This is a genomic window from Streptomyces sp. NPDC034099 (assembly GCF_055575415.1).
The window spans coordinates 280,631-307,028 of record NZ_JBVISR010000001.1; the positions used below are offsets into that span (position 1 = coordinate 280,631).

The window sequence follows — 26,398 nt, forward strand, 5'->3', positions numbered from 1 at the left end:
CATTCACCGCCCGGCGCGGACGAGGGCGGCGGGGGTGGCGTGGCCGGTGCCCTTGCAGGTCGGGCAGGTGATCCGGAGGGTGGCGCGGGTGCCGTCGGTGTGGAGGGTGCCGGTGGTGATGGCGACGGTCGGGAAGCCGTCGCAGTCGCGGCAGATGCGCGCGCTCGGGGCGGGCTGGGGCATCATGGGCGTGCCTTTCGGGTCCGTTGGGTCTGGAAGGTGGGAAGGCGCCCGGGGCGGCGGTTCTTTGGCGAGAGAGCCGCCCCGGGGGCCGTTAGCGGCGCCGGGTGTCGGAGGCGAGCAGGGAGCGCAGGACGACGGCGCAGACGGCGACCGAGGCGCCGGTGATGGCGACCGCCAGGAGCATGGAGACCAGGACGGCGCCGACGACGAGGACGACGGCGGTGCCGCCGCCGACGAGGGCGAGCGCGGTCCCCGGGGTGAGCTGGATCGTGGGCCGGGTCGAGGCCGGAGCCGGAGCGGCCGGGGCCGTCGGGGTGCTGGGGGTGATCGTGGTGGGTTCGATGACGGCGGGCGGGGTGACGATGCCGGTGGGCTGGGGCATGGTCGGGTGCTTGGGCCGGAGCATGAACGTTCCTTCTTCCGTGGGTTACTTGATCGCGGTGTCGATGACCGGGGCGAGGACGCTGTCGGCGAGGAGGAATCCGCCGAGCAGGAGCACGCCGATGAGCCACCAGGGCGGGCGGATGAGCTTGACGCCGAGGACTCCGACGCAGAGCAGGGCGAACCAGAGCGGGACGTCCATCACGGCCTCCTAGCGGATCTTGCAGCGGTGAGTGCGGGCGGCGAGCTGGGCGGCGGACTGGCTGGTGTAGTCGGCGGACCAGCCGCAGCCGTCGTTGCTGCACACGGCAGCGTGCTTGGTCTGGCCGTGGCGGTCGCGGTGGGTGCCGATCTGCACCGGTCCGATCCGCATCACGGAGTGGAAGAAGTCGCGGGCAGGCATGACGGTGATCTCCTCAGGCGAGTTGAGCGGCGATGGCGTCGGCCATGTGCGGCGGAACGCCGAGACGTGCACGAAGGGTGTCGGTGTCGATCCGGGCGCCGGTTCGGTGCTCGTGGTCGGCGGCGACCTTGCGGGCGTGGTCGACCAGCGCGGCCGGAACGTCAACAGCGGACGGCGGGGCCGAGACGGCGGGCGGGAGAGCCGGAGCGTCGTCGGCCGTGTCGACCGGAGCCGGGTCCGGCTCGGCAGCGGGAACCGGTTCGACCTCCAACTCGGCCGCGGGCGCCGGGCCAGGAGCAGCGGGCGTCTCCGGGGTCTCGGCGGGGCGCGCGGGTGAGTGGGCGAGGAGGGTGCCGCCGAGGAAGGCGAGGGCGGGCCATCCGGCGACGCCGAGGCGGAGCAGGGCGGGCGGGTGCTCCAGGTCCAGGAACCCGGCGGTGGCCACGTTCGCGCCGAGCGAGGCCACCAGGGCGATCAGGAACCAGCACCACGCCAGCCGGGACGGTCCGTCCGAGCGCAGTCGGCGCCAGGCGGCGACCAGGAGCAGGTCGACGGAGACGGGGTAGGCCCAGGCTTTCCACCCGTCCTGTCCGGCAGCCGCGGCGAGGTCGTGAAGGTGAGCGAAGGACAGGGCACCGGCGATGACGGCTTGGACCAGGACGGCATCGACGCGAAGGGCAGTGCGGGCCATGGTGTCCTCCTTCCTGGTCAGTCGGTGGCGTGGCCGGTGCCCCAGCAGGTGAGGCAGAGGACGGTCTGACGGTCGTCAGTGGCGCGTCCCTTGCGGGCGCCGACGCGGACGGTTTCGGTGTGCTCGCCGGTGCCGTCGCACTCCGGGCACGAGGCCGGTTCGGGCGTGGCGGGCGTGGTCTTGCGGCGGGTGGTGGGCTTCTTCGCGGTAGCCATGACGGGGCCTCCAGGGCGGGGTCAGGCGGCGGCCGGGGCCGACTCGACGGCCGGGGCCGGGGCCGTGGCGAGGGTGCCGAGGGCGGGCCGGAACGGCGCGAGGGCGGGCAGGTCCGGGGTCAGGTCGGCGTGCCGGTTGCAGACGTTCACGGCCTGGCGCAGGGAAGTGTGCGGGGCGCGGATGCGGGCCCAGCCGCCGGACGAATCGCCGGTGACGGCGACGCCCGGGGTGTCGGTGGGGATCTGGATCGCGGCCAGTACGGCGTCCGGGGCGATGTCGCCGAAGGCCATGTTCGCCGACGATTCGTCGTTGACGCGGTGCGCGGTCCGGCCGGTGAGCTGGGCACGGAGCATCGTGATGCCCTTGCCGAGTTCGGAGCCGAAGCGCTGCCCGCAGATCTCCAGATAGATGCCGGCAGCGCGGCCGAGCTGAGCCAGCCGGGCGAGCGCGGTGATGATCCGATCCCGGCGCTTCTCATCCTCCCGGGTCGCGAACAGGGCGAGTTCGGCGACCTCGTCGACCAGGACCACGATCGGCACCGGGCGCAGGTCTTCGGGCAGGGACCAGATGTCGGCGGCGATCTCCGCATCCGGCACGTCCGCGGTGATCCGCTGCTCGGCCCGGATGAGCTGATACACGTCCTGCATGTGGGACACGAGGGCGGCGAGGAGTTCGGCGGCGGTGTCGGGGTTGTCGGCGAGCGCGGAGAACCGGCGGGCCAGCGGAAACAGCTCCACGCCCTGTTTGCAGTCGATGCCGACCAGGGCGACCCGTTGCGGCGCGAGCGCGGCGACGAGGGTGCGCTGATAGACGGACTTGCCGGATTCCGTGGCGCCGAGGGTGAGGCCGTGCGGGACCGTGCGGTAGTCGCGGTAGTGCACGGCTCCGTCCTCGCGCAGGGCGACCGGGACCCGCATCGGCCGGGTGTCGACACGGGCGGGCATCTGCACCCGCTTGAGCACGTCGTAGCCGGTCATCCGCAGCTCCACCACACCCGAGCGCACCTCACGCGAGGTGACCCCGTACAGGGCGAAGGAGTGCCGCAGCCGGTCACACGAGGCCGCCACGTCGAAGGCGTCCTGACCCGGGCGGAGCTTGAGCCGCAGGACCAGGCCGGTACGGGTCACCCGCAGCCGCAGGATGCGCGGGGCACGGGGACCGGGAATCGGCCGGTTGGTTATCCGGGCCAGGGTCAGGCGCCAGCGCGGGGCCGGGACCGTGAGCCCGCAGGCGTCCATGACCGAGCCGTAGCGGACCAGGACCCGCAGCGCGGCGAGGGTGACCCCGAAGGTCATCCAGTACCAGGCGGGGCGCCGCCACCGCAGGAGACCCGCAGCAGCAGCGACCAGCACCAGGACGACAGTCAGCCACGTCATGGCTCAGGCCGCCTTCGAGGACGAGGCACCCGCGGCGAGGGAGGTCACGGCGACCGCGCGGAAGGCGATGCCGTGGCGCTTCTGGCCGTTGAACTCGTTCTCCCACGGCCGGGCGATCAAGCCGGTGAGCGCGACCGGGGTGCCCATCATCAGGTCACCGGAAATGCCGGTCTCCGGGACGGTCACGGACAGGATCTCCACCTCACCGTTGGCCGCGAACATCACGTCCACGGTCGACAGCGCGGCGCCGGTCTCGGCGTCCATCGCCCGCTCGCCGGTACGGCGGTCCTTCACCTTCGGCTGCGGGGACTGGGCCACCATCACGGTGGCGGTGGACGTGTCGACGGGGATCTGACGCATCGTCTGTCTCCTGATCTAGCGGGAGTTGAGCCGCCATCCGGCGGTGAGATCAGGAGACCGCGAAAGGTAGTGGACGCATCACGGTCCGTATGGACGTTTGGGGACGTCTGAGCTATCGTCAAAACGTCCCTACGGCGTCCATGGAAGGACACGTCATGGCGAACGAGCGTCTGCGTGCGGCGATTTCAGCGAAGGGCGAGACGATCCAGTCCGTGGCACAGCACGTCGGGGTGGACCCCAAGAGCGTGGAACGGTGGATTACAACGGACCGCACGCCGCACCGGGGACACCGCTGGAAGGCCGCGAGCTTCCTGGGCGTCGATGAGGTCTACATCTGGCCCGCCGTACAGAAGCAAGCCGAGTCGGCGAGTACTTCCGAGCTGATCACGTACTACCCGCACCGTGGGGCAGTGCCGGCAACGCTGTGGTCATCCCTGATTGAGAAGGCGAGGGACCACGTAGACATCCTGGTGTACGCGGGGCTGTTCCTCTTCGACAGCCATCCGGATCTTCCGGACCAGTTGGCAGAGAAGGCCAAGGCCGGAGGACAAGTGCGCGTCCTGCTCGGCGACCCCGACTCGGAGATGGTCCGCCAGCGCGGCGAAGAGGAAGGCATCGGTGGCGATCTGGCCGCACGAGCCCGGATCACCCGGCGGTACCTGGCACCGGCCATGACGACGCCAGGTGTCGAAGTCCGGTTGCACGACACGATCCTGTACAACTCGATCTACCGGTTCGATGACGACGTGTTGGTGAACCCGCACGTACTCGGCGCACCCGCGGGGCAGAACCCCGTACTGCACTTCCGCTACATCCCCGGCGCCCGAACGTTCAGGCACTACATGCGGAGCTTCGACTATGCATGGGAGCACGGTCGGCCGGAGTAGCCAGCCGGGAGGTATCGCCACCGGCAGAGCGTGCAAGGCTTGAGGCATGGCCCGAGTCGACTACTTCAACGATCCGAACGCCCCGAAGGCGAACAGCATTGTTCCGTCCGTCACCGCCGTGGCGCTGAACGATGCTGGGGAAGTCCTGCTGATCCACAAGACGGACAACAACTTGTGGGCCCTGCCCGGCGGTGGGGTCGATGTCGGCGAGTCAGCCCCCGACGCCGCCGTGCGCGAGACCAAGGAAGAGACCGGGTTCGACGTCGAGGTGACGAGTCTGGTCGGCATCTACACCAACCCAGCGCACGTCATGGCGTACGACGACGGCGAAGTGCGCCAACAGTTCTCGATCTGCTTCCGGGCCCGCATCGTGGGCGGCGAGCTGCGTACGAGCAGCGAGAGCAAGGAGGTGGCGTTCGTCCACCCCAGCCGACTGGACGACCTGAACATCCACCCGTCGATGCGAATGCGGATCGACCGCGGGCTGAGTGATCGCCCCGATCCCTACGTCGGCTGATCAGCGAGGCGAGAGCGCGTCCGTTCGACGGCGGCCCCGAGGTAGGGACGTGCCTTGCTGATCGCGTTGTGCACCTCGCTGCCCGGCTCGTATCGCACCAGGATCTCGTCAATGCGGTGATCGAAGTCGAAGGACTGTCCGGCCGGGCCAGTCGTCATGTCCGCGTAGATCAGGGCGTCGAGGACGGGAGAGTCCTCCCGCTCGTACACGTCAAGCTCAGCAGAGAGCCCACGCTGTTCAGCCTCGTACACGGCCCCAGAGTGGTGAGCGACGAGGCGGACGAGCCGGGAGGGCGCCCCGAGGCTTTCCAGATGACGCGCGCCGTCGAGCGGGTGAAACCCGGTGTCCCGCAGTTCCGGGGCATAGCCGATGTCATGCAGCCAAGCAGCGGCTACGAGCAGGTCACGGTCCCCTTCGGTCACTGCCGCGGACGCTTCGCTCGCACGAGCCGCCACCGCCTGAGTGTGCAGCCAACGATTCCCGAGCGGAGGCAAGAGCGACTCGGCCAGCTCAGCCGCGCCGTGAGGCGTGTCCAATCCAGAGGGCATAGTCCGCACGGTAGCCGAGACGGACGCGTAGCCGACACCCCGGACCAGCGACCCAAGGCGTGGCGCGGTAAGAGTTTCCCTACATCATCAAGGCTCGCTTCGCTCGCGTCGCTCCCGGCCTCCTGGAACTGCAAGCAGTCCGATCGGGAGATCGGAGGTGCCGCGCACAGCGCGGCGGCGCCGGTCGGTCGCCGCCGCGCTGCCCCTCCTTGCCTTCGTCACCGGGGCCGCGCGGCGTCGCCCGCCCGCGCCCACAAGGGGGCGAAGACCAGGCCGGGGCAGGGGTTAGAGGACGATCCCGAGGCCAGAACCCCGTCGTGGCTGGGGCGGCCGGTTCCACGGCTTTAGGCAGCCACTTTGGGGCGAGCCTCTAAGATCATGGCCCCAACGTCGTGCTTTAACGGGCAGGTCCACAGACTGCCCGACTCGCCGGAAGCTTACGGGGCCATGATCACTCGCCCCAAAGCAGCTCCAGCCCAAAGCCGCTCCGCCGCCCGCTCGACGAAGCGCGCCACTCATTTGGTGCGCTCCAAAAGGTAGCCACCAAGCTTTCAAATCACGCTCAGCAATATGCGAAGCTTTTTCATAGACATATTCGCCAAGCTAATCCGATCCCGTAATGCGCAAACATAATCGACAATCGGTTCGCCAGCTAAGTTCGCAACTTAATTGACAACTAAGTCGCGAACTTGATTGACAACTGATTGACGAGACCCACACGACCCCTGACCTGGGGGTTTGTACTTCTCTCGCCTCATGCTATTGAATTCAGCCGTGCGGCGCCAGCCGCAGCCCAAGAAGGGGGGTGGGGTGATCATGCTCTCGAACGAGAAGGGCTCTCGCGCGGTCCGCAGCCAGCGACCAGGCGGGGCCGACAGTGAAGGCGTCAGACCGTTAACGAGAACCCGAAATGCACCTGCCCGGGCCCTCGAAGCGCCCACCCAGTCGCGCAGGCTTCCCGGCGAGGCGACCGGATGGGCATGAACCAAGGAGGTTCAAGAATGAGTCTGACCCTTCCCCCGTGGGGGCTGTCAAACCCAGGTCTGAAACCGTTGGTGATCACGGTGGTGGTAGTCGTTGTCGTCTCCTGGAGCACCGCGGCTGAGGTGGTGAGTGCGTACGCTGACGTTCTCGCGCTGGCCACCGTGCTCTTCGCGGGGTCAGTACAGCCACGGAGAACAGCAACCAGGCTGACAGTCCGCGAACGCCCCAGTTCCGCATCGGCGGACTGACCGGACACGCAAACCGCGGGGAGCACCGCCCGCGGAGTGCGCATGGCGGTTGCCGGCACTCCTGAAGCGATGCCCCGACGTGGCGTCCCGGGGCCGTCCCTGGGCCGTCCGGGGTCAGCCGACGTTGACCGGCAACGACAGAAGCCCACGGCATCTGAACTGGTCAGAGCCGTGGGCTTCTTCAGCCTCGCTGGTGAGCGGAGCCGGTGATCAGTAGACGGGCTTCTCCGGTTCGATCTGGTTGACCCAGCCGATCACACCGCCGCCGACGTGGACGGCGTCCGAGAAGCCGGCGGACTTGAGGACCGCGAGGACTTCCGCACTGCGGACACCCGTCTTGCAGTTCAAGACGATCTTCTTGTCCTGCGGGAGGCTCTCCAGGGCGGAGCCCATGAGGAACTCGTTCTTCGGGATCAGCCGGGCGCCCGGGATGGAGACGATCTCGAACTCGTTCGGCTCGCGGACGTCGATGAGCTCGATGTTCTCGCCGTCGTCGATCCACTCCTTGAGCTGCTTGGGAGTGATCGTGGAGTCGGCGGCGGCCGCCTGGGCCTCCTCGGACACGACGCCGCAGAAGGCCTCGTAGTCGATGAGCTCGGTGACGGTCGGGTTCTCGCCGCAGACCGCGCAGTCGGGGTCCTTGCGGACCTTGACCTGGCGGTAGGTCATCTCCAGGGCGTCGTAGATCATCAGGCGGCCGACCAGCGGTTCGCCAATGCCCTGGAGGAGCTTGATGGCCTCGTTGGTCTGGATGGAGCCGATGGACGCGCACAGCACGCCCAGCACACCGCCCTCGGCGCAGGAGGGGACCATGCCGGGCGGCGGGGGCTCCGGGTAGAGGCAGCGGTAGCAGGGGCCGTGCTCGGACCAGAAGACGGAGGCCTGGCCGTCGAAGCGGTAGATCGAACCCCAGACGTAGGGCTTGTTCAGCAGCACGCAGGCATCGTTGACCAGGTAACGGGTCGCGAAGTTGTCCGTGCCGTCGACGATCAGGTCGTACTGGCTGAAGATGTCCATCACGTTGTCGGCCTCGAGCCGCTCCTGGTGAAGGATCACGTCCACGTACGGGTTGATGCCCTTGATGGTGTCACGGGCGGACTCGGCCTTGGGCCGGCCGATGTCGGCCTGGCTGTGGATGACCTGCCGCTGCAGGTTCGACTCGTCGACCTCGTCGAACTCGATGATGCCGAGCGTGCCGACACCGGCTGCCGCCAGGTACATCAGGGTCGGCGAACCGAGGCCGCCCGCGCCCACGGCGAGCACCTTGGCGTTCTTCAGCCGCTTCTGCCCGTCCATCCCCACATCGGGGATGATCAGGTGGCGGGAGTACCTGCGGACCTCGTCTACGGTGAGCTCGGCGGCCGGCTCGACCAGGGGTGGCAGCGACACGGGGACTCCGTTGGTCGGTCAGTAATTACGGTTGTTCTCCCAGTAACACTGCCACGGCCTTTTTCATTCCGAGACACCTGTCCCGACCCGCGAGACGATTTCGTCCCAGTAGCCGGGCATCGTCTCCCAGGGGTCGGCCCGGCCGCCGCGGTCCGTGCGGTCGGTGAAGTAGATCGTCGCCGCTCCCTGCCAACGGGCGATGCGCAGCGCTTCCTCCAGGTGCCCGCGCGGCAGGCCGTGCACGAAGTGGCAGAAGCGCTCGGGCGGATAGTCGGCGCTCCATTCGGCCGCCTGGGACCAGCGGTAGTCGGCCCAGGTGCCCGAGAAGGTGACGAGCTGGTCGGCGTTCTCGGCGTAGCCGGGACAGGGGTGGGTGCCGTGACCGAGGACGATGTGGGCACCGTCACGGATCGTCCGGAGAGTGGTGACCGTACGGCGGACCTCGGGGAGGGCGGCCCGGTCGGACGGGCAGTGGGCGAGGAGGAATCCGTCGACCTGGTACCAGTCGAGGTACCGGTGGGCGTCGGAGATCTGTTCGCCGAGGCTGCGGGTTCCGTACGCGGCGTCGAGATGGCCGAGGACGCGGACGCCCGCGTTGCGCAGGCGACCGGCGGCCTCCAGGCACCGCGGGTCGGGGTGGGCCCCGGGCCCGTCGGCGATGTTGAGGACGACCCAGTGCAGCGGGGTGCCGGGGCTGGTGAGGCCGGCCCACTCGTCGGGGGCGACGAGGGGGTGGGCCAGCCCCGGGACACCGAGGCCGGTTCGGACACCGGTGCTCGCGGTGCCGGTTCGGGTACTGGTCAGATACGGCATGCCGCCTCCATCCAGATGTCGGCGAGGGACTCTTCGAGGGCGATCCGGGGCCGCCAGCCGAGCCGGTCGCGTGCGGTGCGCACATCGGCCTGCTGCCAGCTGCCGCAGCCGTCGGGGTACGGGTGGGGGGCCGGTGCCGCGTGCTCGGGGTCCGTGCGCTCGCCGCGGCTTCCGAGGGGGTCCGGGCGGTGATGGCCGAGGGCGTCGGTCCGGTGGTGCCCGAGTCCGTCGACGCGGTGACCGACGGACTCCGTGCGGGGGTGCCCGATGGCGGGCCGCAGCGCGCCCGGGGGGCCGTCGAGTTCGTGCAGGGCGCCGCCGTAGCCGGCGACCCGGGCGAGGGTGGCGGCGGCGTCGCGCAGGCGGACGGCGCGGCCGGAGCCGATGTTGATGACGCCCTGGGCGGCGGAGAGCGAGGCGGCGTGCACCGCGCGGGCGACGTCGCGGACGTCGATGAAGTCCCGCTGGGCGCCGAGGCCACCGAGCCGCAGCTCGCCGTCGCCGGACTGCATCGCGCGGCGCATCGCCTCGGCGAGCCGGCCCAGCGGGGAGCCGGCGGGCGTGCCGGGTCCGGCGGGCGAGAAGACCCGCAGGACGACGGCGTCCAGGCCGGAGCCGAGGACGAGTTCGGTCGCGGCGAGTTTGCTGACGCCGTAGGGGCCGCCGGGGCGGGGCACGGCGTCCTCCGCGGTCGAGGAGCCGGGCTGGCTGGGTCCGTACTCGGCGCTGCAGCCGACCTGTACCAGGCGGGCGCCGCAGCCGCTGCGGCGCAGTGCCTCGCAGACGGTGGCGACGGCGACGGTGTTGTGCCGGGTGAGTTCGCGGGCGCCGCCCCGGGTGGCGCCGGCGCAGTTGACGACCACACCGGGATGGACCGCGTCGAGGAAGCGGGTGAGGGCGCCTGGGCTTCCGGTGGCGAGGTCGAAGCGGACGTCGGCGTCGTCACCCCGGCCGAGCGCGGTGAGCTGGACGGCCGGGTCGGCGAGCAGACGGTCGGCGACGAAGCGGCCGATGTAGCCGTTGGCTCCGATCAGCAGGACTCTCATCGGGCGGCTCCCGGTGCCGAGGCGTCGGGTCGGGAGGTGGTCATCTGGGGGCTCCTTCAAGGGGTGATGCGAGGGTGTCGGGGGCGTGTGAAGGGCTGTTCGTGCGGGCGCTCACCCTGTTCGCTCCGTCGTCGCGTGGGCCGACGCCCGGGTCAGGCGACGGCCCGCGTGCACCAGGAGGGTCAGGGCGCCGAGGCCGCAGACGGCCGTCGGGACACCGGCCGGTCCGCAGGCGGTGACCAGGGTCTCCACGGGGACGGCCAGGAAGCCGCAGCCGGGGAGGCGGCCGGCGAAGAGCGTGGCCAGGGCGACTGCCTCCGCGGCGGCCGCGGCGGTGAGGACGAGCGTGGGGGCGTACGCGTGACCGTGCACGGTGAGCAGCCGGGCGAGCAGCAGCAGGGCCCCCAGGCTGAGGCCCTGGGGAAGACCGGCGGGCTCTCCGAGCACCGCGCCGGTCAGCGCGAGCAGGCCCGTGAGGGCGCCCGTGTACAGGGCGAACGTGCCGAACAGCAGGGGGCGTACGGAGGCGGAGAAGTCGGCCAGGCCCCGGCTGGACGTCAGCTTGCCGCGGGCGCCCGCGGTGAAGAGGCGGGCGCATCCGGCCGCGGGGGCGTAGGACAGCGCGAGCGCCAGGACGGGGGCTACGGTGACGGGCCACGGGCCGTCGGCGGTGCCGTCCGGGAGACCGTCGGGGCCGCCGCTGACCGCGGTCCGCAGGAGTCCGTCGCCGAGGACGGCGTAGCCGACGAGCCAGCAGGTCCAGATGCTGGTGGTGCGCGTGGCGGCGCTCAGCGGCCCGCGGCGCAGCGCGGCCCCCAGGGCCAGGGACACCGCGAGGATGCCGACGACGGCCACGATCATGCGCGGTCGGCCCTCGGCCAGGCGCAGTCCGGCGACGGTGGCGGCGCACAGCACACCGGGCAGCAGGGCGAGAACGACTCCGGCGGTGCGTGGCCCGCGTGGCCGGGGTGTCGGCGCGATCTCGGGACGCGCGGGGCCGTCGCGGTCGCGCGGGACACGGGCGTACATCTCTTCCGCGAGGGAGAACACGTCACGGTGACGGAAGCGGGCGGCGGTCCGGTCGGTGACGCCGTGCGCTTCCAGTCCCGCCGCGATCTCCAGTGGGTCCACGGCGCGTTCGCACAGCTCGCGGTGCCGGTGCAGCAGCCCCTTCACGGGGTCCGCGGCGGCACGGCGTGCGACGGACGCGGACGGCGACTTCCTGCCGCCGTCGCGACCGGCACCGTCACGACCGGCACCCTCACGGCCGGCACCGTCACGAAGCCGCACGCCCTCCTCCGGACTCCAGTCCTCCGCCGGAGCCGGGCCGTCCACCGGGCGCCCACCGTCCCCCGCACCCGTCTGCGCGCCGAGGGCCGGGTCGGCCCCGTCGGGCCCGTGGGCCAGGGAGGTCCGTGAACGTTCGTCCCAGGCGCCCGGGCTGCGCGGGGTCTCGGGCCGGTCCAGTTCGCCGAGGCCGCTCATCGGGCCGCTCCCTCGCTCGCCGAGACCGGCGTGGTCGCCCGGACCGGATCGGCCTCGGTCGCCCAGCCGGGACCGCTCCGGGCCGTACTGGAACCGCCCCTGGCCACGACACGGGCCGTCGGGTCACTCCAGCGACCGGGGACGTGGGCCTCGGCGGGTACGCCGAAGGGCAGGGGCTCGCCGGTGTCGTCGAGGAGGACGCGGCGTGCCGGTGTACGCGAGAGGATCTCCAGGTAAATGCCGTGAAATGCCGCGATGTTCTGCTCGACGGTGAACAGCTCCAGTGCGCGGGCGCGCGCGGCGGCGCCCAACCGGTCCCGGCGCTCGGGGTCGCGCAACAGCGCGACGCACGCCTCGGCGAGCGCCCGCGGATTGCGCGGGGGCACGACGAGCCCGGTGCCGCCGATGGCCTCCACCACCGCGCCGACGTCCGTGGACACCGTCGCGCGGCCGCAGAACATGGCCTCGACCAGCCCGGCCGGGAACCCCTCGACGACGCTGGAGAGCACCACCAGGGCGCCCGAGGCGTACGCGTCGGCTCGGAAGGGCAGTTCGGGCCCGCCGGTCTCCTCGAAGGAGACCGGGTTGCGGCCGACGGCGTGCGGGCCGTCGGCCTCGTCGGGAAACAGCTGCGCGGCCAGCGCCTTGCAGTGGACCAGGTACGCGGCGCCCTCCGGGCCCGAGGGGGCGCCGACGATCCTGAGCCGCGATCCGGGCTCCGCCCTGCGGATCTCCGCGAAGGCGTGCAGCAGCGAGACCAGGTCCTTGGCCGGCTCGACACGGCCGACCCAGACGAGGGTCTGCGGGTCGGCACACTCCGGGGACTCCCCCACCTCCGCGAACGGGGCCGCGTCCATGCCCGGGTGGACCGTGCGTAGCTTGGCGCGGTCGGCGCCGCAGCGCTCCTGCCAGCGCCGGGCGTGCGTGTTGCCGGGCGTGATCACGGCCGCGCGCCGGTAGGTCTCGGCGGCCAGCCGACCGTGGAAGGCGGCGAGCAGCGACCGTATCGCGGGTGAGGAGTCGGGTTCGGTCAGGTAGTGCGTCCGCAACCGCACGCCGTACTCGGTCACCAGCAGGGGCACGTCGCAGAAGTGCCGGACGAGCAGGCCCGGGAGGGCTGCCGTACCGCCGGAGGTCGCGTGGCACAGGTCCACCGAGCCGAGGTCGTCGTCCTCGTACCAGTCCAGGGACAGGGGGCGCAGAACGCGTTCGAGGCGCGCGGCGACGGTCAGCAGGTCGGGAACGCGTGCCTCGCGCGCCGAACGGTGGGCGCCGGGCGCGCGACAGGCGCGTTCCAGGGCGCGTACGGCGTTCTCCGAGCGGAGCGCGGTGGGCAGTCCACCCTCGTCGCGGGCGAGTTCGGCGAGGCCGTACAGCGCGCTGGCGAAACGGTCCGCCTCAAGGGCGGACTGCCCCTCCGGCTCTCCCTCCGGTCCCCCGGACGGGTTCCCGGGACCCGCGGTGCACAGGGCCGTGGCCAACTCGCCGTAGCACTCGGCGAAGCGCCGGCGCGCGCGCCGTCCGTGGACGATTCCGTCGTCCACGGTTTCCCACAGCGGGGCGGTGCGCACCCGGCCGACCTGCGGCGGCAGCGGGACCCAGCCCTCGGCCTCCTCGTGCTCGCTCCGGCTGAGCGCATAGACGTCGAACTCGTGCTGGTCCAGGCCGCGCACGAGCCGGTCGCACCAGAGTCCGGCCTCACCGTTCACATACGGATAGCCACCCTCCGTAAGCAGTCCGATGCGCACGCGCGCACCCCCGATCTCCCGTTTGGGGAACCGCCGTTGGCTCGGCGGCTCGCAGCGGGACGAACGTATGCGGACAAGGAGGTGGCGCGATGGACGGTTGTCCATCGCGCCACCAAAAGGGGTGAACGGTCGTAACTTTCCCGTGCGAGGCGCGTTCGGTCGCGCTAGGAGATCAAGCAGTCACCACACGTGATGCCGTGCCCGGTCAGCTGTTCGGGTACGCCCAGGGGTTGGGACGGCAGTCGATTCCGTCGTGGTCGATGAACTTCGTCTGCTGCTGCATGACCGGGGCGAGTTCGCCGTCCTTGTCGCAGGTGACGTGGTTGTAGCCGATGCGGTGACCGACTTCGTGGTTGATCAGCATCTGCCGGTACGGGTGGATCGCGTCACCGTACGGCGCGGCGCCCTGGGCCCAGCGGTAGGCGTTGATCATCACGCGCTGGGTGGCGGCCGAGTCGCAGGACACGTTGTCCTCGGTGGTGTCCAGGCCGGACTTGGCACACCACTCGGCGGTGGTGCCGGGGCTGGCCAGCGTGATGACGAAGTCGGGCCGGCCCGATTCGATGCGCTCGAAGCTGCGGGCGCCGTTGTGGGCCCAGCTCCGGTCGTCGTTGAGCGTCTTCTGCACGGCGTCGGCGAAGAGCGCGCCGTCGAGACCGAGCCCCTGCTCGATGTCCACGCGGTAGGTGTACTTCTGCCCCCGCCCGGGCCCCTTGGCGATGCCCGGGACCGCGTCGAACTTCCCCGAGGCCTTGAGGGTGGCGCTGAGCGGGTAGGTCTTGCCCATCTTCTGCTCGTACGTCAGCGGCTTCGCGGCCTCGGGCGCGGAGGGCGTCGGGCGCTGGTCGTCCCGTGACGCCGGGTCGTGGGCGCCCCGGGCCTGGTCGGTGGCGGACTGGGCGCGCATGTCGCCCCCGTCCGCCCCGTCGGCGACCTGACCGGCCACGACGACGGCCAGCACGGTGGTGACGGCGGCCGCCGCGATACCGGTGAAGGTCCGGCCCTTGGCACCCTTGACCGGTGCGGGTTCGCCCGTGGGCGGTTGGTCGTCGGCGTCCGCACCCGCGTCGGCGGAGGCGCCGCCACTCCCGGCACCGCCCGCGGCCTCACGCCCGTCGGCGGCGCTCCAGTCGGTGACGGAGGCGTACGGGTCGGCGGGCCGCGACGCACCGGGAGCACGCCGCTGGGGACGGCCCGAGAAGACGTCGTCGTCCTCCCCGAAGGCGTCCAGGTAGTCCTGCCGGGGCCCCTCCCCGGGCGCCTGCCGCTGCCTCGGGAAGGGCGGGCGCGGCGGCCCGGACGGCGACGGCACGAAGGCCCCGGGAACCCCGGCGCCCGGTCCCGCCGCCGATCCGTACCCGGCACCGGTCCGCCCGCCCAAGTCGCCCCAGCCGCCGCCGGGTTCCCGCTGCTCGGGGTGGCCGCCCCGGACCCGCGGCACACCGTGCGCAGGGGTGCCGTCGGGATGCCTGGGCACGCCGTGCGCCGGCGTGCCGTCGGGGAGCCTCGGGACGCCCCGCGCGGGCGTCCCGTCCGTCATCCGGGGGAAGCCGTGGGCCGGTGTTCCGTCCGGGAAACGAGCGCCCGGGCCTCGCCCCGGGCCGGGGCCCGCGTACCCCTGGCGGACGCCCGGGGCGTCGCCCGGCGCCGCCGCCCCACGGGGCGCCCCCTCGGCCCGCCGCGGTCGGTACGGCCCCTGTGGCGCCTGTGGTCCTTGCGGCTCCCGCGACGGTCCGTTCGCCGGACGCGGCTCGGGCCGCCCCGACGGGTTCTCGCGTGTTGCGGCGGTGTCCGCGGCGTCTGCCCTGGGGGCGGGCCCGCGGCGGCTGTGGCGTCCCACGTCGCGCCTCAGCCTCCTGTGGTCTGGTTGGCGGGCTCGCTGTCCGCGGCCCCGTCGGTCCTCTCGCCACCCGTCGGTTTCCCGGTGTCCACCGCGTCCGCGGCGGCAGCCGTGTCCGCGGTGTCCGCGAGGAGTTCGCGGAACGCCGTGGCCACGGCCTCCGGATACTCCATCATCGCCACGTGTCCCGCGTCCGGCAGCGTCAGCAGCCGGGAGTCGCGGAAGGCGCGGGCAGCCCGCTGGGCCATGCGGTAACCGACGAGTTGGTCCCGTCCACCGTAGACCAGGAGCGTGGGTGCGAGAACCCGCTCGGCCTGTCGCCACAGCGCGTGCTGGCCGCCGAGCGTGTACGCGTTGACGATACCCCGCGCGGAACGCGCCATCGCGTCCCAGAAGTACGGCAGTTGCAACCGCCGCTCCATCTCCTCGACGGCGTTGCGGAAGCCCTCCTCGCTCACTCTCCCGGGGTCGCCGTAACAGAGCCCCGTCACGCCACGGACCCGCTGCTCCGCCGTCCACTCCCGGGTGAGCCGGGTGAACAGCCGCACCACCCCCGGCAGCGCCAGCAGCCCCGTCGGTACGGCGGTGCGCTGCACGCGGATCTCCGGCAGCGCGGGCGACACGAGCGTCAGCGTGCGCACCAGGTCGGGCCGTGCCGCGGCCACGCGGGTGACGACGGCGCCGCCGAGCGAGTTCCCGAACAGGTGCACCGGACCGCGCCCGGACGCGTCGAGGTAACGGACGACCGCGCGCGCGTGGCCGGTGATCGAGTAGTCGCCGTCGTCCGGCGGCGGGGAGTCGCCGAAGCCGGGCAGGTCGACGGCCTCGCTGTGGACTACGCCGTCCAGCAGCGGCATGAGCGCCGACCAGTTCTGCGAGGAGCCGCCGAGGCCGTGGACGTAGAGGGCGGGCGGCAGGCCCTCGCGGGCGGGGCGTCTCGACCGCACCGTCAGGCTGATGCCGGGCAGGTGGACCGACCTGAGCCGCTCCCCGTCCGCGGCCTTGACGGCCGCGACCTTCGGCAGCACGTTGGCGGGCGGCACGGACGGCGGCTCGGTCGAAGGCATGCGGCAATATTACGAGATGATCACACAATGGTTCACGTGTTCGCCGTCACAAGCAGTGCTGCGGCGGCGCGTCGGCGGGGTACGGATGCCGTCGGCGCCTGCCGTCGACGCCAGGACCGAACAGACAGGACCGGACATGCAGGACCGGACACACAGAACCAAGCGCGCAGAACCGGACACGCAGGACCGGGCGCCCAAGACCGGCCCGGCGACGCATGGCGTCCGGATCGGGTGTCTCCTAGGCTCGTGAAGTGGGCACCCGCGTGTGACCCCTGCACCCGGGGGCCGTCCGTAGGAAGGGAGCCCAGCATGACCGTCGACCCGACCGACCCCGAGACCTTCGACGACGAGGTCCAGGCACCGGATCCGGAGGACCGCGACGTGGAAGCGCCCGACGCCGACGCCGCCGAGCAGCGGGCGGACCTCGGCCAGGAGCGCGACGAGCCGCTGACCGGCGTCGAGCCGGGCCTCGCCAACGAGGCCGACCTGGCCGAGCAGGCCCGGGTCGTCTCGCACGACGAGGACGACTACCGCTGAACGGCGGGGACGCGACGCGCCACGAGGCGGCGGAGCGGCTCCACCGCCCGGATGGGAGGCCGATCTTTGCCCGCTCTGGACACTTTTGAAACCTGTTGTGCGGCTATCGCCACCGTCCGGTCCGTGAAATTCTGCGCTCGCAGCACACACACCACGGTTACCGAAAAGTACGATGTCGACGCGGCGCACACCGCACGAGGACGACTATGGGAGGCGGCGTGACAGCCATCGAGCAGACAGAGGCGGTACGCCCGCGGGGCACACGCCTTCCCCGCCGAGCCCGACGCAACCAGCTGCTGGGCGCCGCACAGGAAGTGTTCGTCGCCCAGGGCTACCACGCGGCCGCGATGGACGACATCGCCGAGCGCGCCGGCGTCAGCAAGCCGGTGCTCTACCAGCACTTCCCCGGCAAGCTCGACCTCTACCTCGCCCTGCTGGACCAGCACTGCGAGGCGCTGATCCAGTCCGTGCGCAGCGCTCTCGCGTCGACCTCGGACAACAAGCAGCGCGTCCGGGCGACGATGGACGCCTACTTCGCCTACGTCGAGGACGACGGCGGTGCCTTCCGCCTGGTCTTCGAGTCGGACCTGACCAACGAGCCCGCCGTGCGCGAGCGCGTGGACAAGGTGACGAACGAGTGCGCCGAGGCGATCTGCGACGTGATCGCCGAGGACACCGGCCTCTCGCGCGCGGAGTCGATGCTGCTCGCCTCCGGCCTGGGCGGTCTCGCGCAGGTGGTGGCGCGCTCCTGGCTGCACAGCGACCGCAGCGTGCCCCGCGACCAGGCGGTCCAGCTGCTGACCTCGCTGGCCTGGCGGGGCATCGCGGGCTTCCCGCTGCACGGCACCGAGCAGCACTGACCACCGCGGCGCGGGTTCTGTTCCCGTCGGCTGTTCGCTCCTGGCGTTCTCCGACGCAGCGTGTACGTCCCCTCACCGGGCTAATGTGTGCTGGTACGGCGCGGAAGATCGCGCACTTACTGACCGTCGGAGGGACATAGCCGTGGAGGTCAAGATCGGCGTGCAGCACGCGCCTCGCGAGATCGTTCTGGAGAGCGGTCAGAGCGCCGAGGAGGTCGAGCGCGTGGTGGGCGAGGCACTGGCCGGCAAGTCGCAGCTGCTGAGCCTCGTGGACGAACACGGCCGCAAGGTCCTGGTGCCGGCCGACCGGCTCGCCTACGTCGAGATCGGTGAGCCGGCCCCGCGCAAGGTGGGCTTCGGCGCGCTGTAGCCGCCGGACGCGGGACGACGAACGAAGTACGGGTGGGGCCCGGCGGTGACACACCGCTGGGCCCCACCCGTCTTCCCGTTCACGGGCGGAGCACGGTTCACCCACAGGGGGAGGATTGCATTCCGCAGGTCAGGGGTAAGTCGGCTGTGACCGTTTGGGGCAGGCCGGCCATGTGGGAGGGACCCAGACATGATCTTGGAAGCGCTCAGCGCCGCACTCCTCGGCCTCGCCCTGGCATGGGCCGCCGCACACCGTCTGCCCCACCGCCTGCCCGCCCCGCTCCTGGTCCTGCCGACCGGCGTCGCCGGGGCCCTCTTCGGGGCGTTCGTCACGCACACGGCGCTGGGCGCCGGGGGGATCGTGCTGGTGCTGCTCGGCTCGGCGACGCTCTCCGCGGCCTCGCTGTCGCTGCTGCTGCGCCCCGCGGGACGTCTCCGTCGCAGCTCGTCGGCCGCCTGAGCGGCAGTCGCCGTACCGCGCCGGGGCCCGCTCCGGCGCAGGTCAGGCGGCCAGCCCCAGCGCGGCCATCCGCTTGGTGTGCGCCTCGGTGATCCGGGAGAACATCTTGCCGACCTCGGCCAGGTCGAAGCCGTCCGCGACGCCGCCCACGAGCATCGTCGACAGCGCGTCCCGGTCGGCCACCACCCGCTGGGACTGCGAGAGCGCCTCCCCCATCAGCCGCCGCGCCCACAGGGCGAGCCGCCCGCCCACGCGCGGGTCGGCGTCGATCGCCGCGCGCACCTTCTCCACGGCGAAGCCCGCGTGCCCGGTGTCGTCGAGCACGGCGAGGACCAGCTCGCGGGTGTCCGTGTCCAGGCGGGCGGCGACCTCGCGGTAGAAGTCGCTGGCGATGGAGTCGCCGACGTAGGCCTTGACGAGACCTTCCAGCCAGTCCGAAGGGTCCGTCTGCTTGTGGAAGCCGTCGTAGGCCGCCACGAACGGCTCCATGGCGCCCGTCGGCTCCTCGCCGATCTCTGCCAGCCGGTCGCGCAGCCGCTCGAAGTGGTGGAACTCCGCCGACGCCATCTTCGCCAGCTCCGCCTTGTCCGCCAGCGTGGGCGCCAGCTTGGCGTCCTCCGCGAGCCGCTCGAACGCCGCCAGCTCGCCGTACGCGAGCGCGCCGAGCAGGTCCACGACCGCGGCGCGGTACTGCGGGTCGGACGCGGCCGTCGCCCAGTCGCGGGCGGCGACCGGCGTGGCTCCGGCGGTACCCGGGGTCCCGGTGGTCTCGGCGGGGGCGTCTGCGGCGGTGCCAGGCTTGTCAGAGCTCGTCATACAGCGCACAATAGCCCGCTCTTCGGCGGTGGTAAGTCCCTGGTCAGTCAGTGTGACGACGACTACGTGAGCAAATCGGCCATCGCATGTGCGCGAATCCGGGGTATGGTGGTAATGCGCCTGCCGAGTATGTGACGTACGCGTACGTCACATCGTCGCCGGGCCGCACGCATGAGGATGCCCGGTCGGTGGCCCGATCGGCTCCGACCCGACAGCCCTCCCGCCGTACGCCACGCTGCGTACGGAATCCGGAGGGGGACCCTCAGTGGTACGAGCGCTGGAGCGTCGACAGAGGTCCCGTGTCCTACGGCTCACCCGTAAGGGCGGCCGACGTCCCCGACACGGTCCGGCACGACCCGCGCGCTCGCCTCGCACCACGCACACAGAAGAGGCAGCACCCTGACTACGACGTTCCGATCCCTCGGGATCCTCCCCGAGACCGCCGAAGCCCTCGAAGCCGTCGGCATCATCACTCCCTTCCCCATCCAGGAGATGACGCTCCCCGTAGCCCTGTCGGGCAAGGACGTCATCGGCCAGGCCAAGACCGGCACCGGCAAGACGCTGGGCTTCGGCCTCCCGCTCCTCGAGCGCGTCACCGTCCCCGCGGACGTCGAGGCGGGCCGCGCCGCCCCCGAGGCCCTGACCGACGCCCCGCAGGCCCTCGTCGTCGTCCCGACCCGCGAGCTGTGCCAGCAGGTCACCAACGACCTGCTGACCGCCGGGAAGGTCCGCAACGTACGAGTCCTCGCGATCTACGGCGGTCGTGCCTACGAGCCGCAGGTGGAGGCCCTGAAGAAGGGCGTCGACGTGGTCGTCGGCACCCCGGGCCGTCTGCTGGACCTCGCGGGCCAGAAGAAGCTGAGCCTGAAGCACATCAAGAGCCTGGTCCTCGACGAGGCCGACGAGATGCTCGACCTGGGCTTCCTGCCCGACGTCGAGAAGATCATCAACATGCTGCCGGCCAGGCGCCAGACCATGCTGTTCTCGGCGACGATGCCGGGCGCGGTCATCGGACTGGCCCGCCGTTACATGTCGCAGCCCACGCACATCTCCGCCACCTCGCCGGACGACGCGGGCGCGACGGTCGCGAACACCAAGCAGTTCGTCTACCGCGCGCACAACATGGACAAGCCCGAGATGGTGGCCCGCATACTGCAGGCCGACGGCCGCGGTCTCGCCATGGTCTTCTGCCGCACCAAGCGCACCGCGGCCGACCTGGCCGACCAGCTCAAGCAGCGCGGCTTCGCCTCCGGCGCGGTCCACGGCGACCTCGGCCAGGGCGCCCGCGAGCAGGCCCTGCGCGCCTTCCGCAACGGCAAGGTGGACGTGCTCGTCTGCACCGACGTCGCCGCCCGCGGCATCGACGTCGAGGGCGTGACGCACGTCATCAACTACCAGTCGCCGGAAGAGGAGAAGACGTACCTGCACCGCATCGGCCGCACCGGCCGCGCGGGCGCGAAGGGTACGGCGATCACGCTGGTCGACTGGGACGACATCCCGCGCTGGCAGCTGATCAACAAGGCGCTGGACCTGGGCTTCAGCGACCCGGCGGAGACCTACTCCACCTCCCCGCACTTCTACACCGACCTCGGTATCCCCGAGGGCACCAAGGGCGTCCTGCCGCGCTCGGAGCGCACCCGCGCCGGGCTCGACGCGGAGGAGCTCGAGGACCTGGGCGAGCCGGGCGGCCGCGGTGGCCGCGGACGCGGCGACCGTGGTGGTCGTGGTGGCCGCGACGACGCGCGTTCCGGTGACCGTGACCGCGACCGCGACCGTTCGTCCCGTACGACGCCGCGCCGCCGCCGTCGGATGCGCGGTGGTGCGCCGGTGGACGCGGAGAACACCGCCACCACCGGGTCGACCGCCGCCGAGGCCGTGACCGGCGGTGCCGACGGCGCCGACGGCGCCGCCGACGCGGGCACCGACGCCGCGCAGGGTCCCCGCACGCTGCGCCGCCGGCGCCGTACGCGCAATGGTGAGCCGTCGCGCCGCCCGGAGACCGCCGCGACGGTCGACGCCCCGGTGGCGCAGGCCGTCGAGGACAGCGCGCTCGCGCCTCCGCAGACCACGGTCGTCGAATCGGCGGAGGCCACGGAGGTCGTGGAGGCTCCGGCCAAGCCGCGCCGCCGCCGCACCCGCAAGTCCGCCGAGGCCCCTGCCGCCCCGCTGGAGACCGCTCCGACGGTCACCGAGGCGACGGTCGTGGAGACCCCGGCGGCCGTCGAGACCCCCGCTGCCGAGGCGCCCGCCGAGAAGCCGCGCCGCCGCACCCGCAAGGCCACGGCCACGGCCGCCGAGGCCACACTCGACACGGCCGAGGGAGTGACCGAGTCCGCGTCCGAACCGGCCGAGACCAAGCCGCGCCGCCGCACGCGCAAGGCGGCCGTCGCCGACACCGAGGCCGCGCAGGCTCCGGAGGAGGCTGCGGTCGAGGCCAAGCCCCGCCGCACCCGCAAGACGGCCGCCGCCAAGGCAGAGGCCGCCGCCGACACCGCCGAGGCCACGGAGGCGAAGCCCAAGGCCCGCCGCACCCGCAAGGCCGCCGAACCGGCCGTGCAGGCACCGGAGGAGACCGAGGCTGCGGCCGAGGCCAAACCCCGCCGCACCCGCAAGACGGCCGCCGCCAAGGCAGAGGCCGCCGCCGACACCGCCGAGGCCACGGAGGCGAAGCCCAAGGCCCGCCGCACCCGCAAGGCCGCCGAACCGGCCGTGCAGGCACCGGAGGAGACCGAGGCTGCGGCCGAGGCCAAACCCCGCCGCACCCGCAAGACGGCCGCCGCCAAGGCGGAATCCGCCGCCGACACCGCCGAGGCCACGGAGGCGAAGCCCAAGGCCCGCCGCACCCGCAAGACGGCCGCGGCCCCCGAGGCCGCCGCCGAGATCCCGGCCCAGGCCTCGCAGGAGCCGGAGGCCGCGCCGCGGCGCCGGACCCGTAAGGCCGCGGCCGCCGTCGAGGCGCCCGCTGCGGCCGCCGACACGGCGGAGGCGAAGCCCAAGGCCCGCCGCACCCGCAAGACGGCCGCGGCCACCGCGGAGGCCGGCGAGAGCTGATCCGCGCCGCTCCTCCCAGACCGTCGGCCCGGTCCCGCGATCCACGCGGGGCCGGGCCGACGGCGTGGGCACGCCCGTGTCCGCGCCCGGCGGTCCCCGCCCGATAACCTCTGCCCGTGAGCAGGAACGCCGCCTTCAGCCCGCCCCCGGACGCCCGCGCGTACCGGCTGCGTACCGCCCGCGGTGAGTTCGCCGTCGTCGACTCGCCCGTGGCCGACGGGGTCGCGCCGAGGGGCGTGGTGATGCTGCTGCCCGGGTTCACGGGGAGCAAGGAGGACTTCACGCTGCTGCACCGGCCGCTCGGGGCGCGCGGTTACCGCACGGTCGCCGTGGACGGGCGCGGGCAGTACGAGTCGGACGGGCCCGAGCACGACGAGGCCGCGTACGCGCGGTCCGAGCTGGCCCGGGACGTGCTCGCGCAGGCCGCCGCCCTCGGCACCCGCGTGCATCTGGTCGGGCACTCCCTGGGCGGCCAGATCGCCCGGGCCGCCGTCCTGCTCGACCCCGCCCCGTTCCTGTCCCTCACGCTGATGTCCTCGGGCCCGGCGCGGATCTCCGAGTCGCAGCGGCAGCGGGTGAAGCTGCTGCGGGACGCGCTGGACACGATGACGATGTCGGAGGTCTGGAAGGTGATGCAGGCCATGGGGCCGCCTGAGGAGGCCGGCGCCCCGGCCCCCGCCCACGGCCCGGAGGACCCGGAACGGCTGCGCGAGCGCTGGCTGGGCACCAGACCGGCGCAACTGCTCGCCACGGGACGCCAGTTGTGCACCGAGCCGGACCGGGTCGCCGAGCTGGCCGCCGTGCCACTGCCCTTCCACGTGCTGTCGGGCGCCTACGACGACACCTGGCCGGTACCCCTCCTGGACGAGATGGCTCTACGGCTGAACGCGCGCCGTACGGTCGTCGCGGGCGCCGAGCACTCCCCCAACACCGACCAGCCCCTGCCGACGGCCCGCGCCCTCGCCGACTTCTGGGACGACCACCCCGTACCGCCCCGACCGTACGTGCGCTGAGGCCGGCCGAGCCCTAGTACTGCGCCCGCAGGTGCTCCCAGAAGCCGTCCCGCAGCGCGCGTCGCAGGTCGGGCTGGCCGCGCAGCGAGTACTGGAGCAGTCCCTCGGCCTCCACCAGCAGGTCCTGGTCCACGGAGCCGGGGAGGTAGGGGTGGCCGGGGAGCAGCTCCACCAGTGACTCGCGTCCCCGGGACGCCAGCCACTTCGCCGCGATCTGCGCGCCCACGAAGCGGACGTCCTCGCGGCCGGGGCGTAGCGCGCCCGGGGCCTCTCCGGTGTGGGTCGTGCGCCGGGAGACGTACGGCTTGAAGAAGTCGAGGTCGAGGGTGCGCTGGCTGTCGACCTCCCAGAGCAGCGGCTCGGCCTGGTTGCGGCCGTCGGGGGCCTCGATGCCCCACAGGTGGACGCGGGCGCCGTACCCCTGGGCGGCCTCGACCGCGGACACGAGGTCCTCGTCGCCGCCGAGCAGGGCCGCGTCGCTGATGGCGCGGTGCCGGGCGAGGGACTCCAGGTCGGAGCGGATGAGGGAGTCGACGCCCTTCTGCTGGTTGTTGGCGTTGAGGTTGCCCAGGCGGACCTTGACGTCCGGGAGCTCGGCGATGGACTGCTGCTCGGCGGTGTGGATGCGGCGGCGGGCGCCGTCGTACCAGTAGACGCGCAGCAGGCGGCTGTCCGCGAAGACGGTGCGGGCCTTGTCGATGAGCGCCTCGATGAGGGCGTCGGCGTCCAGGTCGAAGGCCCTGCGGTCCTCGGTCCCGGCCACCAGCCGCCCCGCCGCCGCGTACAGATAACCGGCGTCGACGAAGATCGCGTGGGTCGAGGGGGTCTTCGCCACCTCGGCGAGCATGCGCTGGAGCAGCTCGTTCGTGCGATCGATACGAGCGTTCAGGGGCGCGAGGTCGTCGTTCATCGCGTCCATTGTCCCGGCGGTCACGCTACGAACACAACTGGTCCCGGTCAGTCTTGTACCGGACATCTGCCCTTCGCGCCGCGAACAGCGCCGCGAACCGGGCGACTCTCGCCGTCCCCGCCACCCCGTAACAAGCGGCTTACTTGTCAGTAATTAGTCGTGCGAAAATTTTCCTTAGCGTAGGGAATGTTTGCAGAGGGCATCCCGTTGACCACTACGGAAGCCCGGGCACCGACGACCCAGGAGCCACACCAGTAGTTCTCCGCAGGAGGATGACCAGATCAAGGGAGAGGCCATGCGCTTTGAAGTCATGCGACTCGACGACGTCGACGGGACCCCCGTGGACACGACTGTCGTGGACGCAGCCTCCGTGAACCGCATCGTTCAGCAGGCCGCCGCCATCGGGCAGCGCCTGTGGATCCGCCCAGCCGACACCTCGGCCTTGTAGCGCGGACCCTTCACACACGAGAACAGGGCCCCGCACGGAACTCCGTGCGGGGCCCTGTTCTCGTGCTCACGCGCCCTGGATCACCTGGGTGACCCCGTTGATGATCTGCTGCACGGCGATCGCGGAGAGCATCATGCCGGCGAGGCGGGTCACCAGGACCACACCGCCGTCCTTGATCACCCGGATGATCAGCAGCGAGTACCGCATCACCAGCCACAGCACCACGTGGATGGCGAGGATCGCCGCCCACACCGAGACCTGCGTGGTCACGCTGTCCGCCTTCTGCACGGCCAGGATGACCGACACGATCGCCCCGGGCCCGGCGAGCAGCGGCATGCCCAGCGGTACGAGGGCGACGTTGACGTCCTTGGTCTGCTTCGGCTCGTCCGTCTTGCCGGTGAGCAGGTCGAGGGCGATCAGCAGGAGGAGCAACCCGCCCGCGATCATCAGGGCGGGCACCGACACGTGCAGGTAGTCGAGGATCTGGTGCCCGAGCAGACCGAACACCGTGATCACGCCACCGGCGACGCAGACGGCCTGGAGGGCCATCCGCTTCTGCACCTTGCCGGGGCGGCCGGAGGTCAGCGCGAGGAAGATCGGGGTGATCCCGGGGGGATCCATGATGACAAAAAGGGTCAGGAAGAGGGAGCCGAAGACGGCGACGTCGAACATGGGTGAGCTACTGGCCTTGCGGAGGAGGGGGAAGAGTGGAAGGAGGTCGCGCGGGGGGGGTGAGGCTCAGGCCCCGCCGGCCCCGGGCACGGGGAACGCCCCGAACGCCCGTCGCGTGATCTCCCCGTACACCTCGGGGTCGGTCGTGTACTCGCCGAGCACACAGGTCTTCCGGCTGCCGTGGTAGTCGCTCGAGCCGGTCACCAGGAGCCCCAGCTCCTTCGCGGTCCCGCGCAGCCGGGTCCGGGTGTCCGCGTCGTGGTCCATGTGGTCGACCTCGATGCCGTCGAGCCCGGCGGCCGCCAGGTCGGCGATCGCGGCCTCGGACACCGTACGGCCCCGCTTGGCGGCGGCCGGGTGCGCGAAGACGGCGACCCCGCCCGCACCCTTGATCAGCCGGAGCGCCTCGAAGGGGTCGGTCTCGTGCTTCCCCACGTGGGCGCGGCCGCCGTCGGCCAGCCAGTCCTGGGTGAAGGCGTCGTTCACGGTCGGGACGACGCCCAGTTCCACGAGGGCGGAGGCCACGTGCGGGCGGCCGACCGAGCCGTCCCCGGCGATCCTGGCGACCTGCTCCCAGGTCACGGGCACACCCAGTTCGTTGAGCTTGGTGATCATGCCCCGGGCCCGCGGTACCCGGTCGTCCCGGACCAGCTCGCGCTCGGCGAGCAGGGCGGGCTCCTCGGGGTCGAAGAGGTAGGCCAGCATGTGCATGCTGACGCCGTCGAGGCGGCAGGAGAGCTCGGCGCCGGTGACGAGGGTGAGCCCCTCGGGCAGCGCGGCGACGGCCTCGGCGTGGCCGCGGGTGGTGTCGTGGTCGGTCAGCGCGACGACGTCGAGACCGGCCGCCGCGGCCTTGCGTACCAGCTGGGCCGGGGTGTCCGTGCCGTCGGACGCGGTGGAGTGGGTGTGCAGATCGATGCGCACGACGCAGACTCCAAGCGGTGACGGGACGGAGGGGAACGCTCAAGGATAACCGGAACTCGACCCCTCACCGTCACACCCGCAGCGCCCCTGCGCCCCCTACTCGCCCCGCATCTGCCGCGCCCGTCCACCCACGCGGCGCGGCACGGTACGGCGGTG

29 protein-coding genes are annotated in these 26,398 nt (G+C 72.0%); 9 read left to right on the forward strand and 20 right to left on the reverse strand.

Features of this window, described 5'->3' with window-relative positions; all coding sequences use genetic code 11:
- Positions 1 to 3: 3 nt before the first annotated feature.
- The 8 genes from ACZ56V_RS01255 to ACZ56V_RS01290 form a co-directional block, all read right to left on the reverse strand.
- Positions 4 to 183 carry a hypothetical protein gene (locus ACZ56V_RS01255; protein WP_468939336.1) on the reverse strand — a complete coding sequence of 60 codons (180 nt, stop codon included), beginning with the start codon at positions 181 to 183 and terminating at the stop codon, positions 4 to 6.
- A 91-nt stretch (positions 184 to 274) separates the two neighbouring features.
- The gene (locus tag ACZ56V_RS01260; RefSeq protein ID WP_468938293.1) at positions 275 to 589 is read right to left on the reverse strand and encodes a SpdD-like protein; all 315 of its coding nucleotides are present in this window, start codon (positions 587 to 589) and stop codon (positions 275 to 277) included.
- Positions 590 to 610: 21 nt separating this feature from the next.
- On the reverse strand, positions 611 to 766 hold the full coding sequence (locus ACZ56V_RS01265; protein WP_037824408.1) for a hypothetical protein: 156 nt from the start codon (positions 764 to 766) through the stop codon (positions 611 to 613).
- A gap of 9 nt (positions 767 to 775) precedes the next feature.
- Positions 776 to 967, reverse strand: a complete 192-nt coding sequence (locus ACZ56V_RS01270; protein ID WP_011030191.1) for a mobile element transfer protein — start codon at positions 965 to 967, stop codon at positions 776 to 778.
- 13 nt (positions 968 to 980) lie between these two features.
- Entirely contained in the window at positions 981 to 1,658 is a 678-nt protein-coding gene (locus tag ACZ56V_RS01275; protein WP_468938297.1) for a DUF2637 domain-containing protein, read from the reverse strand.
- Between the two features lie 17 nt (positions 1,659 to 1,675).
- Positions 1,676 to 1,873, reverse strand: a complete 198-nt coding sequence (locus ACZ56V_RS01280) for a hypothetical protein (protein WP_468938300.1) — start codon at positions 1,871 to 1,873, stop codon at positions 1,676 to 1,678.
- A 21-nt stretch (positions 1,874 to 1,894) separates the two neighbouring features.
- Positions 1,895 to 3,250 (reverse strand): FtsK/SpoIIIE domain-containing protein, encoded by a 1,356-nt coding sequence (locus ACZ56V_RS01285; RefSeq protein WP_468938303.1) that lies wholly within the window; start codon positions 3,248 to 3,250, stop codon positions 1,895 to 1,897.
- A 3-nt stretch (positions 3,251 to 3,253) separates the two neighbouring features.
- The gene (locus ACZ56V_RS01290; protein ID WP_007387638.1) at positions 3,254 to 3,610 is read right to left on the reverse strand and encodes an SCO3933 family regulatory protein; all 357 of its coding nucleotides are present in this window, start codon (positions 3,608 to 3,610) and stop codon (positions 3,254 to 3,256) included.
- Positions 3,611 to 3,765: 155 nt separating this feature from the next.
- Between ACZ56V_RS01290 and ACZ56V_RS01295 the strand changes: the two genes are divergently transcribed.
- Together ACZ56V_RS01295 and ACZ56V_RS01300 are read left to right on the forward strand one after the other, a co-directional pair.
- A complete protein-coding gene (locus tag ACZ56V_RS01295) occupies positions 3,766 to 4,497 on the forward strand; it encodes an XRE family transcriptional regulator (RefSeq protein WP_359341910.1) in 732 nt (243 codons plus the stop codon).
- Positions 4,498 to 4,543: 46 nt separating this feature from the next.
- Positions 4,544 to 5,014: an NUDIX hydrolase gene (locus ACZ56V_RS01300; RefSeq protein ID WP_007387631.1), complete on the forward strand. Its 471-nt coding sequence runs from the start codon at positions 4,544 to 4,546 to the stop codon at positions 5,012 to 5,014.
- On the opposite strand, the gene ACZ56V_RS01305 is transcribed toward ACZ56V_RS01300, so the two are convergent.
- The 8 genes from ACZ56V_RS01305 to ACZ56V_RS01340 all read right to left on the reverse strand — a co-directional run bounded on the left by ACZ56V_RS01305 (position 5,002) and on the right by ACZ56V_RS01340 (position 16,182).
- The gene (locus tag ACZ56V_RS01305) at positions 5,002 to 5,562 is read right to left on the reverse strand and encodes an HDIG domain-containing metalloprotein (protein WP_468938308.1); all 561 of its coding nucleotides are present in this window, start codon (positions 5,560 to 5,562) and stop codon (positions 5,002 to 5,004) included. The genes ACZ56V_RS01300 and ACZ56V_RS01305 overlap by 13 nt on opposite strands.
- A 1,442-nt stretch (positions 5,563 to 7,004) precedes the next feature.
- Positions 7,005 to 8,183 (reverse strand): adenylyltransferase/sulfurtransferase MoeZ, encoded by a 1,179-nt coding sequence (gene moeZ / locus ACZ56V_RS01310; RefSeq protein ID WP_104635329.1) that lies wholly within the window; start codon positions 8,181 to 8,183, stop codon positions 7,005 to 7,007.
- A 63-nt stretch (positions 8,184 to 8,246) separates the two neighbouring features.
- The gene (locus tag ACZ56V_RS01315; protein ID WP_468938312.1) at positions 8,247 to 8,996 is read right to left on the reverse strand and encodes a spherulation-specific family 4 protein; all 750 of its coding nucleotides are present in this window, start codon (positions 8,994 to 8,996) and stop codon (positions 8,247 to 8,249) included.
- Positions 8,984 to 10,042: an NAD-dependent epimerase/dehydratase family protein gene (locus ACZ56V_RS01320; RefSeq protein ID WP_398913157.1), complete on the reverse strand. Its 1,059-nt coding sequence runs from the start codon at positions 10,040 to 10,042 to the stop codon at positions 8,984 to 8,986. Before ACZ56V_RS01320 ends, ACZ56V_RS01315 begins: the two co-directional genes overlap by 13 nt.
- Before the next feature lie 111 nt (positions 10,043 to 10,153).
- Positions 10,154 to 11,527 (reverse strand): hypothetical protein, encoded by a 1,374-nt coding sequence (locus tag ACZ56V_RS01325; protein WP_468938315.1) that lies wholly within the window; start codon positions 11,525 to 11,527, stop codon positions 10,154 to 10,156.
- Positions 11,524 to 13,275, reverse strand: a complete 1,752-nt coding sequence (locus ACZ56V_RS01330; protein ID WP_468938318.1) for a DUF3492 domain-containing protein — start codon at positions 13,273 to 13,275, stop codon at positions 11,524 to 11,526. The genes ACZ56V_RS01325 and ACZ56V_RS01330 overlap by 4 nt, the downstream gene beginning before the upstream one ends.
- A gap of 205 nt (positions 13,276 to 13,480) precedes the next feature.
- Positions 13,481 to 15,115 (reverse strand): DUF3152 domain-containing protein, encoded by a 1,635-nt coding sequence (locus ACZ56V_RS01335; protein ID WP_468938320.1) that lies wholly within the window; start codon positions 15,113 to 15,115, stop codon positions 13,481 to 13,483.
- 8 nt (positions 15,116 to 15,123) lie between these two features.
- On the reverse strand, positions 15,124 to 16,182 hold the full coding sequence (locus ACZ56V_RS01340) for an alpha/beta fold hydrolase (protein WP_468938323.1): 1,059 nt from the start codon (positions 16,180 to 16,182) through the stop codon (positions 15,124 to 15,126).
- 309 nt (positions 16,183 to 16,491) lie between these two features.
- On the opposite strand from ACZ56V_RS01340, the gene ACZ56V_RS01345 reads away from it, so the two are divergent.
- The 4 genes from ACZ56V_RS01345 (at position 16,492) to ACZ56V_RS01360 (ending at position 18,408) form a co-directional block, all read left to right on the forward strand.
- Positions 16,492 to 16,719, forward strand: a complete 228-nt coding sequence (locus ACZ56V_RS01345) for a hypothetical protein (protein ID WP_398913165.1) — start codon at positions 16,492 to 16,494, stop codon at positions 16,717 to 16,719.
- A 218-nt stretch (positions 16,720 to 16,937) separates the two neighbouring features.
- The gene (locus ACZ56V_RS01350; RefSeq protein WP_030400709.1) at positions 16,938 to 17,579 is read left to right on the forward strand and encodes a TetR/AcrR family transcriptional regulator; all 642 of its coding nucleotides are present in this window, start codon (positions 16,938 to 16,940) and stop codon (positions 17,577 to 17,579) included.
- A gap of 142 nt (positions 17,580 to 17,721) precedes the next feature.
- Positions 17,722 to 17,949, forward strand: a complete 228-nt coding sequence (locus tag ACZ56V_RS01355; protein WP_007444428.1) for a DUF3107 domain-containing protein — start codon at positions 17,722 to 17,724, stop codon at positions 17,947 to 17,949.
- A 189-nt stretch (positions 17,950 to 18,138) separates the two neighbouring features.
- Positions 18,139 to 18,408 carry a hypothetical protein gene (locus ACZ56V_RS01360; protein WP_398913168.1) on the forward strand — a complete coding sequence of 90 codons (270 nt, stop codon included), beginning with the start codon at positions 18,139 to 18,141 and terminating at the stop codon, positions 18,406 to 18,408.
- Between the two features lie 42 nt (positions 18,409 to 18,450).
- On the opposite strand, the gene ACZ56V_RS01365 is transcribed toward ACZ56V_RS01360, so the two are convergent.
- Positions 18,451 to 19,224 (reverse strand): ferritin-like domain-containing protein, encoded by a 774-nt coding sequence (locus tag ACZ56V_RS01365; RefSeq protein WP_356371460.1) that lies wholly within the window; start codon positions 19,222 to 19,224, stop codon positions 18,451 to 18,453.
- Between the two features lie 492 nt (positions 19,225 to 19,716).
- On the opposite strand from ACZ56V_RS01365, the gene ACZ56V_RS01370 reads away from it, so the two are divergent.
- Complete coding sequence (locus ACZ56V_RS01370) at positions 19,717 to 22,275, forward strand: DEAD/DEAH box helicase (RefSeq protein WP_468938329.1); 2,559 nt, start codon at positions 19,717 to 19,719, stop codon at positions 22,273 to 22,275.
- A 116-nt stretch (positions 22,276 to 22,391) separates the two neighbouring features.
- Complete coding sequence (locus ACZ56V_RS01375; protein ID WP_398913174.1) at positions 22,392 to 23,288, forward strand: alpha/beta fold hydrolase; 897 nt, start codon at positions 22,392 to 22,394, stop codon at positions 23,286 to 23,288.
- Positions 23,289 to 23,301: 13 nt separating this feature from the next.
- Here the strand turns inward: ACZ56V_RS01375 and ACZ56V_RS01380 are convergent, their stop codons facing one another.
- Positions 23,302 to 24,198, reverse strand: a complete 897-nt coding sequence (locus tag ACZ56V_RS01380; RefSeq protein WP_468938332.1) for an NYN domain-containing protein — start codon at positions 24,196 to 24,198, stop codon at positions 23,302 to 23,304.
- 295 nt (positions 24,199 to 24,493) lie between these two features.
- On the opposite strand from ACZ56V_RS01380, the gene ACZ56V_RS01385 reads away from it, so the two are divergent.
- Positions 24,494 to 24,646, forward strand: a complete 153-nt coding sequence (locus ACZ56V_RS01385) for a hypothetical protein (protein ID WP_007444413.1) — start codon at positions 24,494 to 24,496, stop codon at positions 24,644 to 24,646.
- 66 nt (positions 24,647 to 24,712) lie between these two features.
- Here ACZ56V_RS01385 and ACZ56V_RS01390 read toward each other — a convergent pair whose 3' ends face one another.
- On the reverse strand, positions 24,713 to 25,318 hold the full coding sequence (locus ACZ56V_RS01390; RefSeq protein WP_003973815.1) for a MarC family protein: 606 nt from the start codon (positions 25,316 to 25,318) through the stop codon (positions 24,713 to 24,715).
- A 66-nt stretch (positions 25,319 to 25,384) separates the two neighbouring features.
- Entirely contained in the window at positions 25,385 to 26,242 is an 858-nt protein-coding gene (locus ACZ56V_RS01395) for a PHP domain-containing protein (protein ID WP_467381764.1), read from the reverse strand.
- Positions 26,243 to 26,398: the final 156 nt, after the last annotated feature.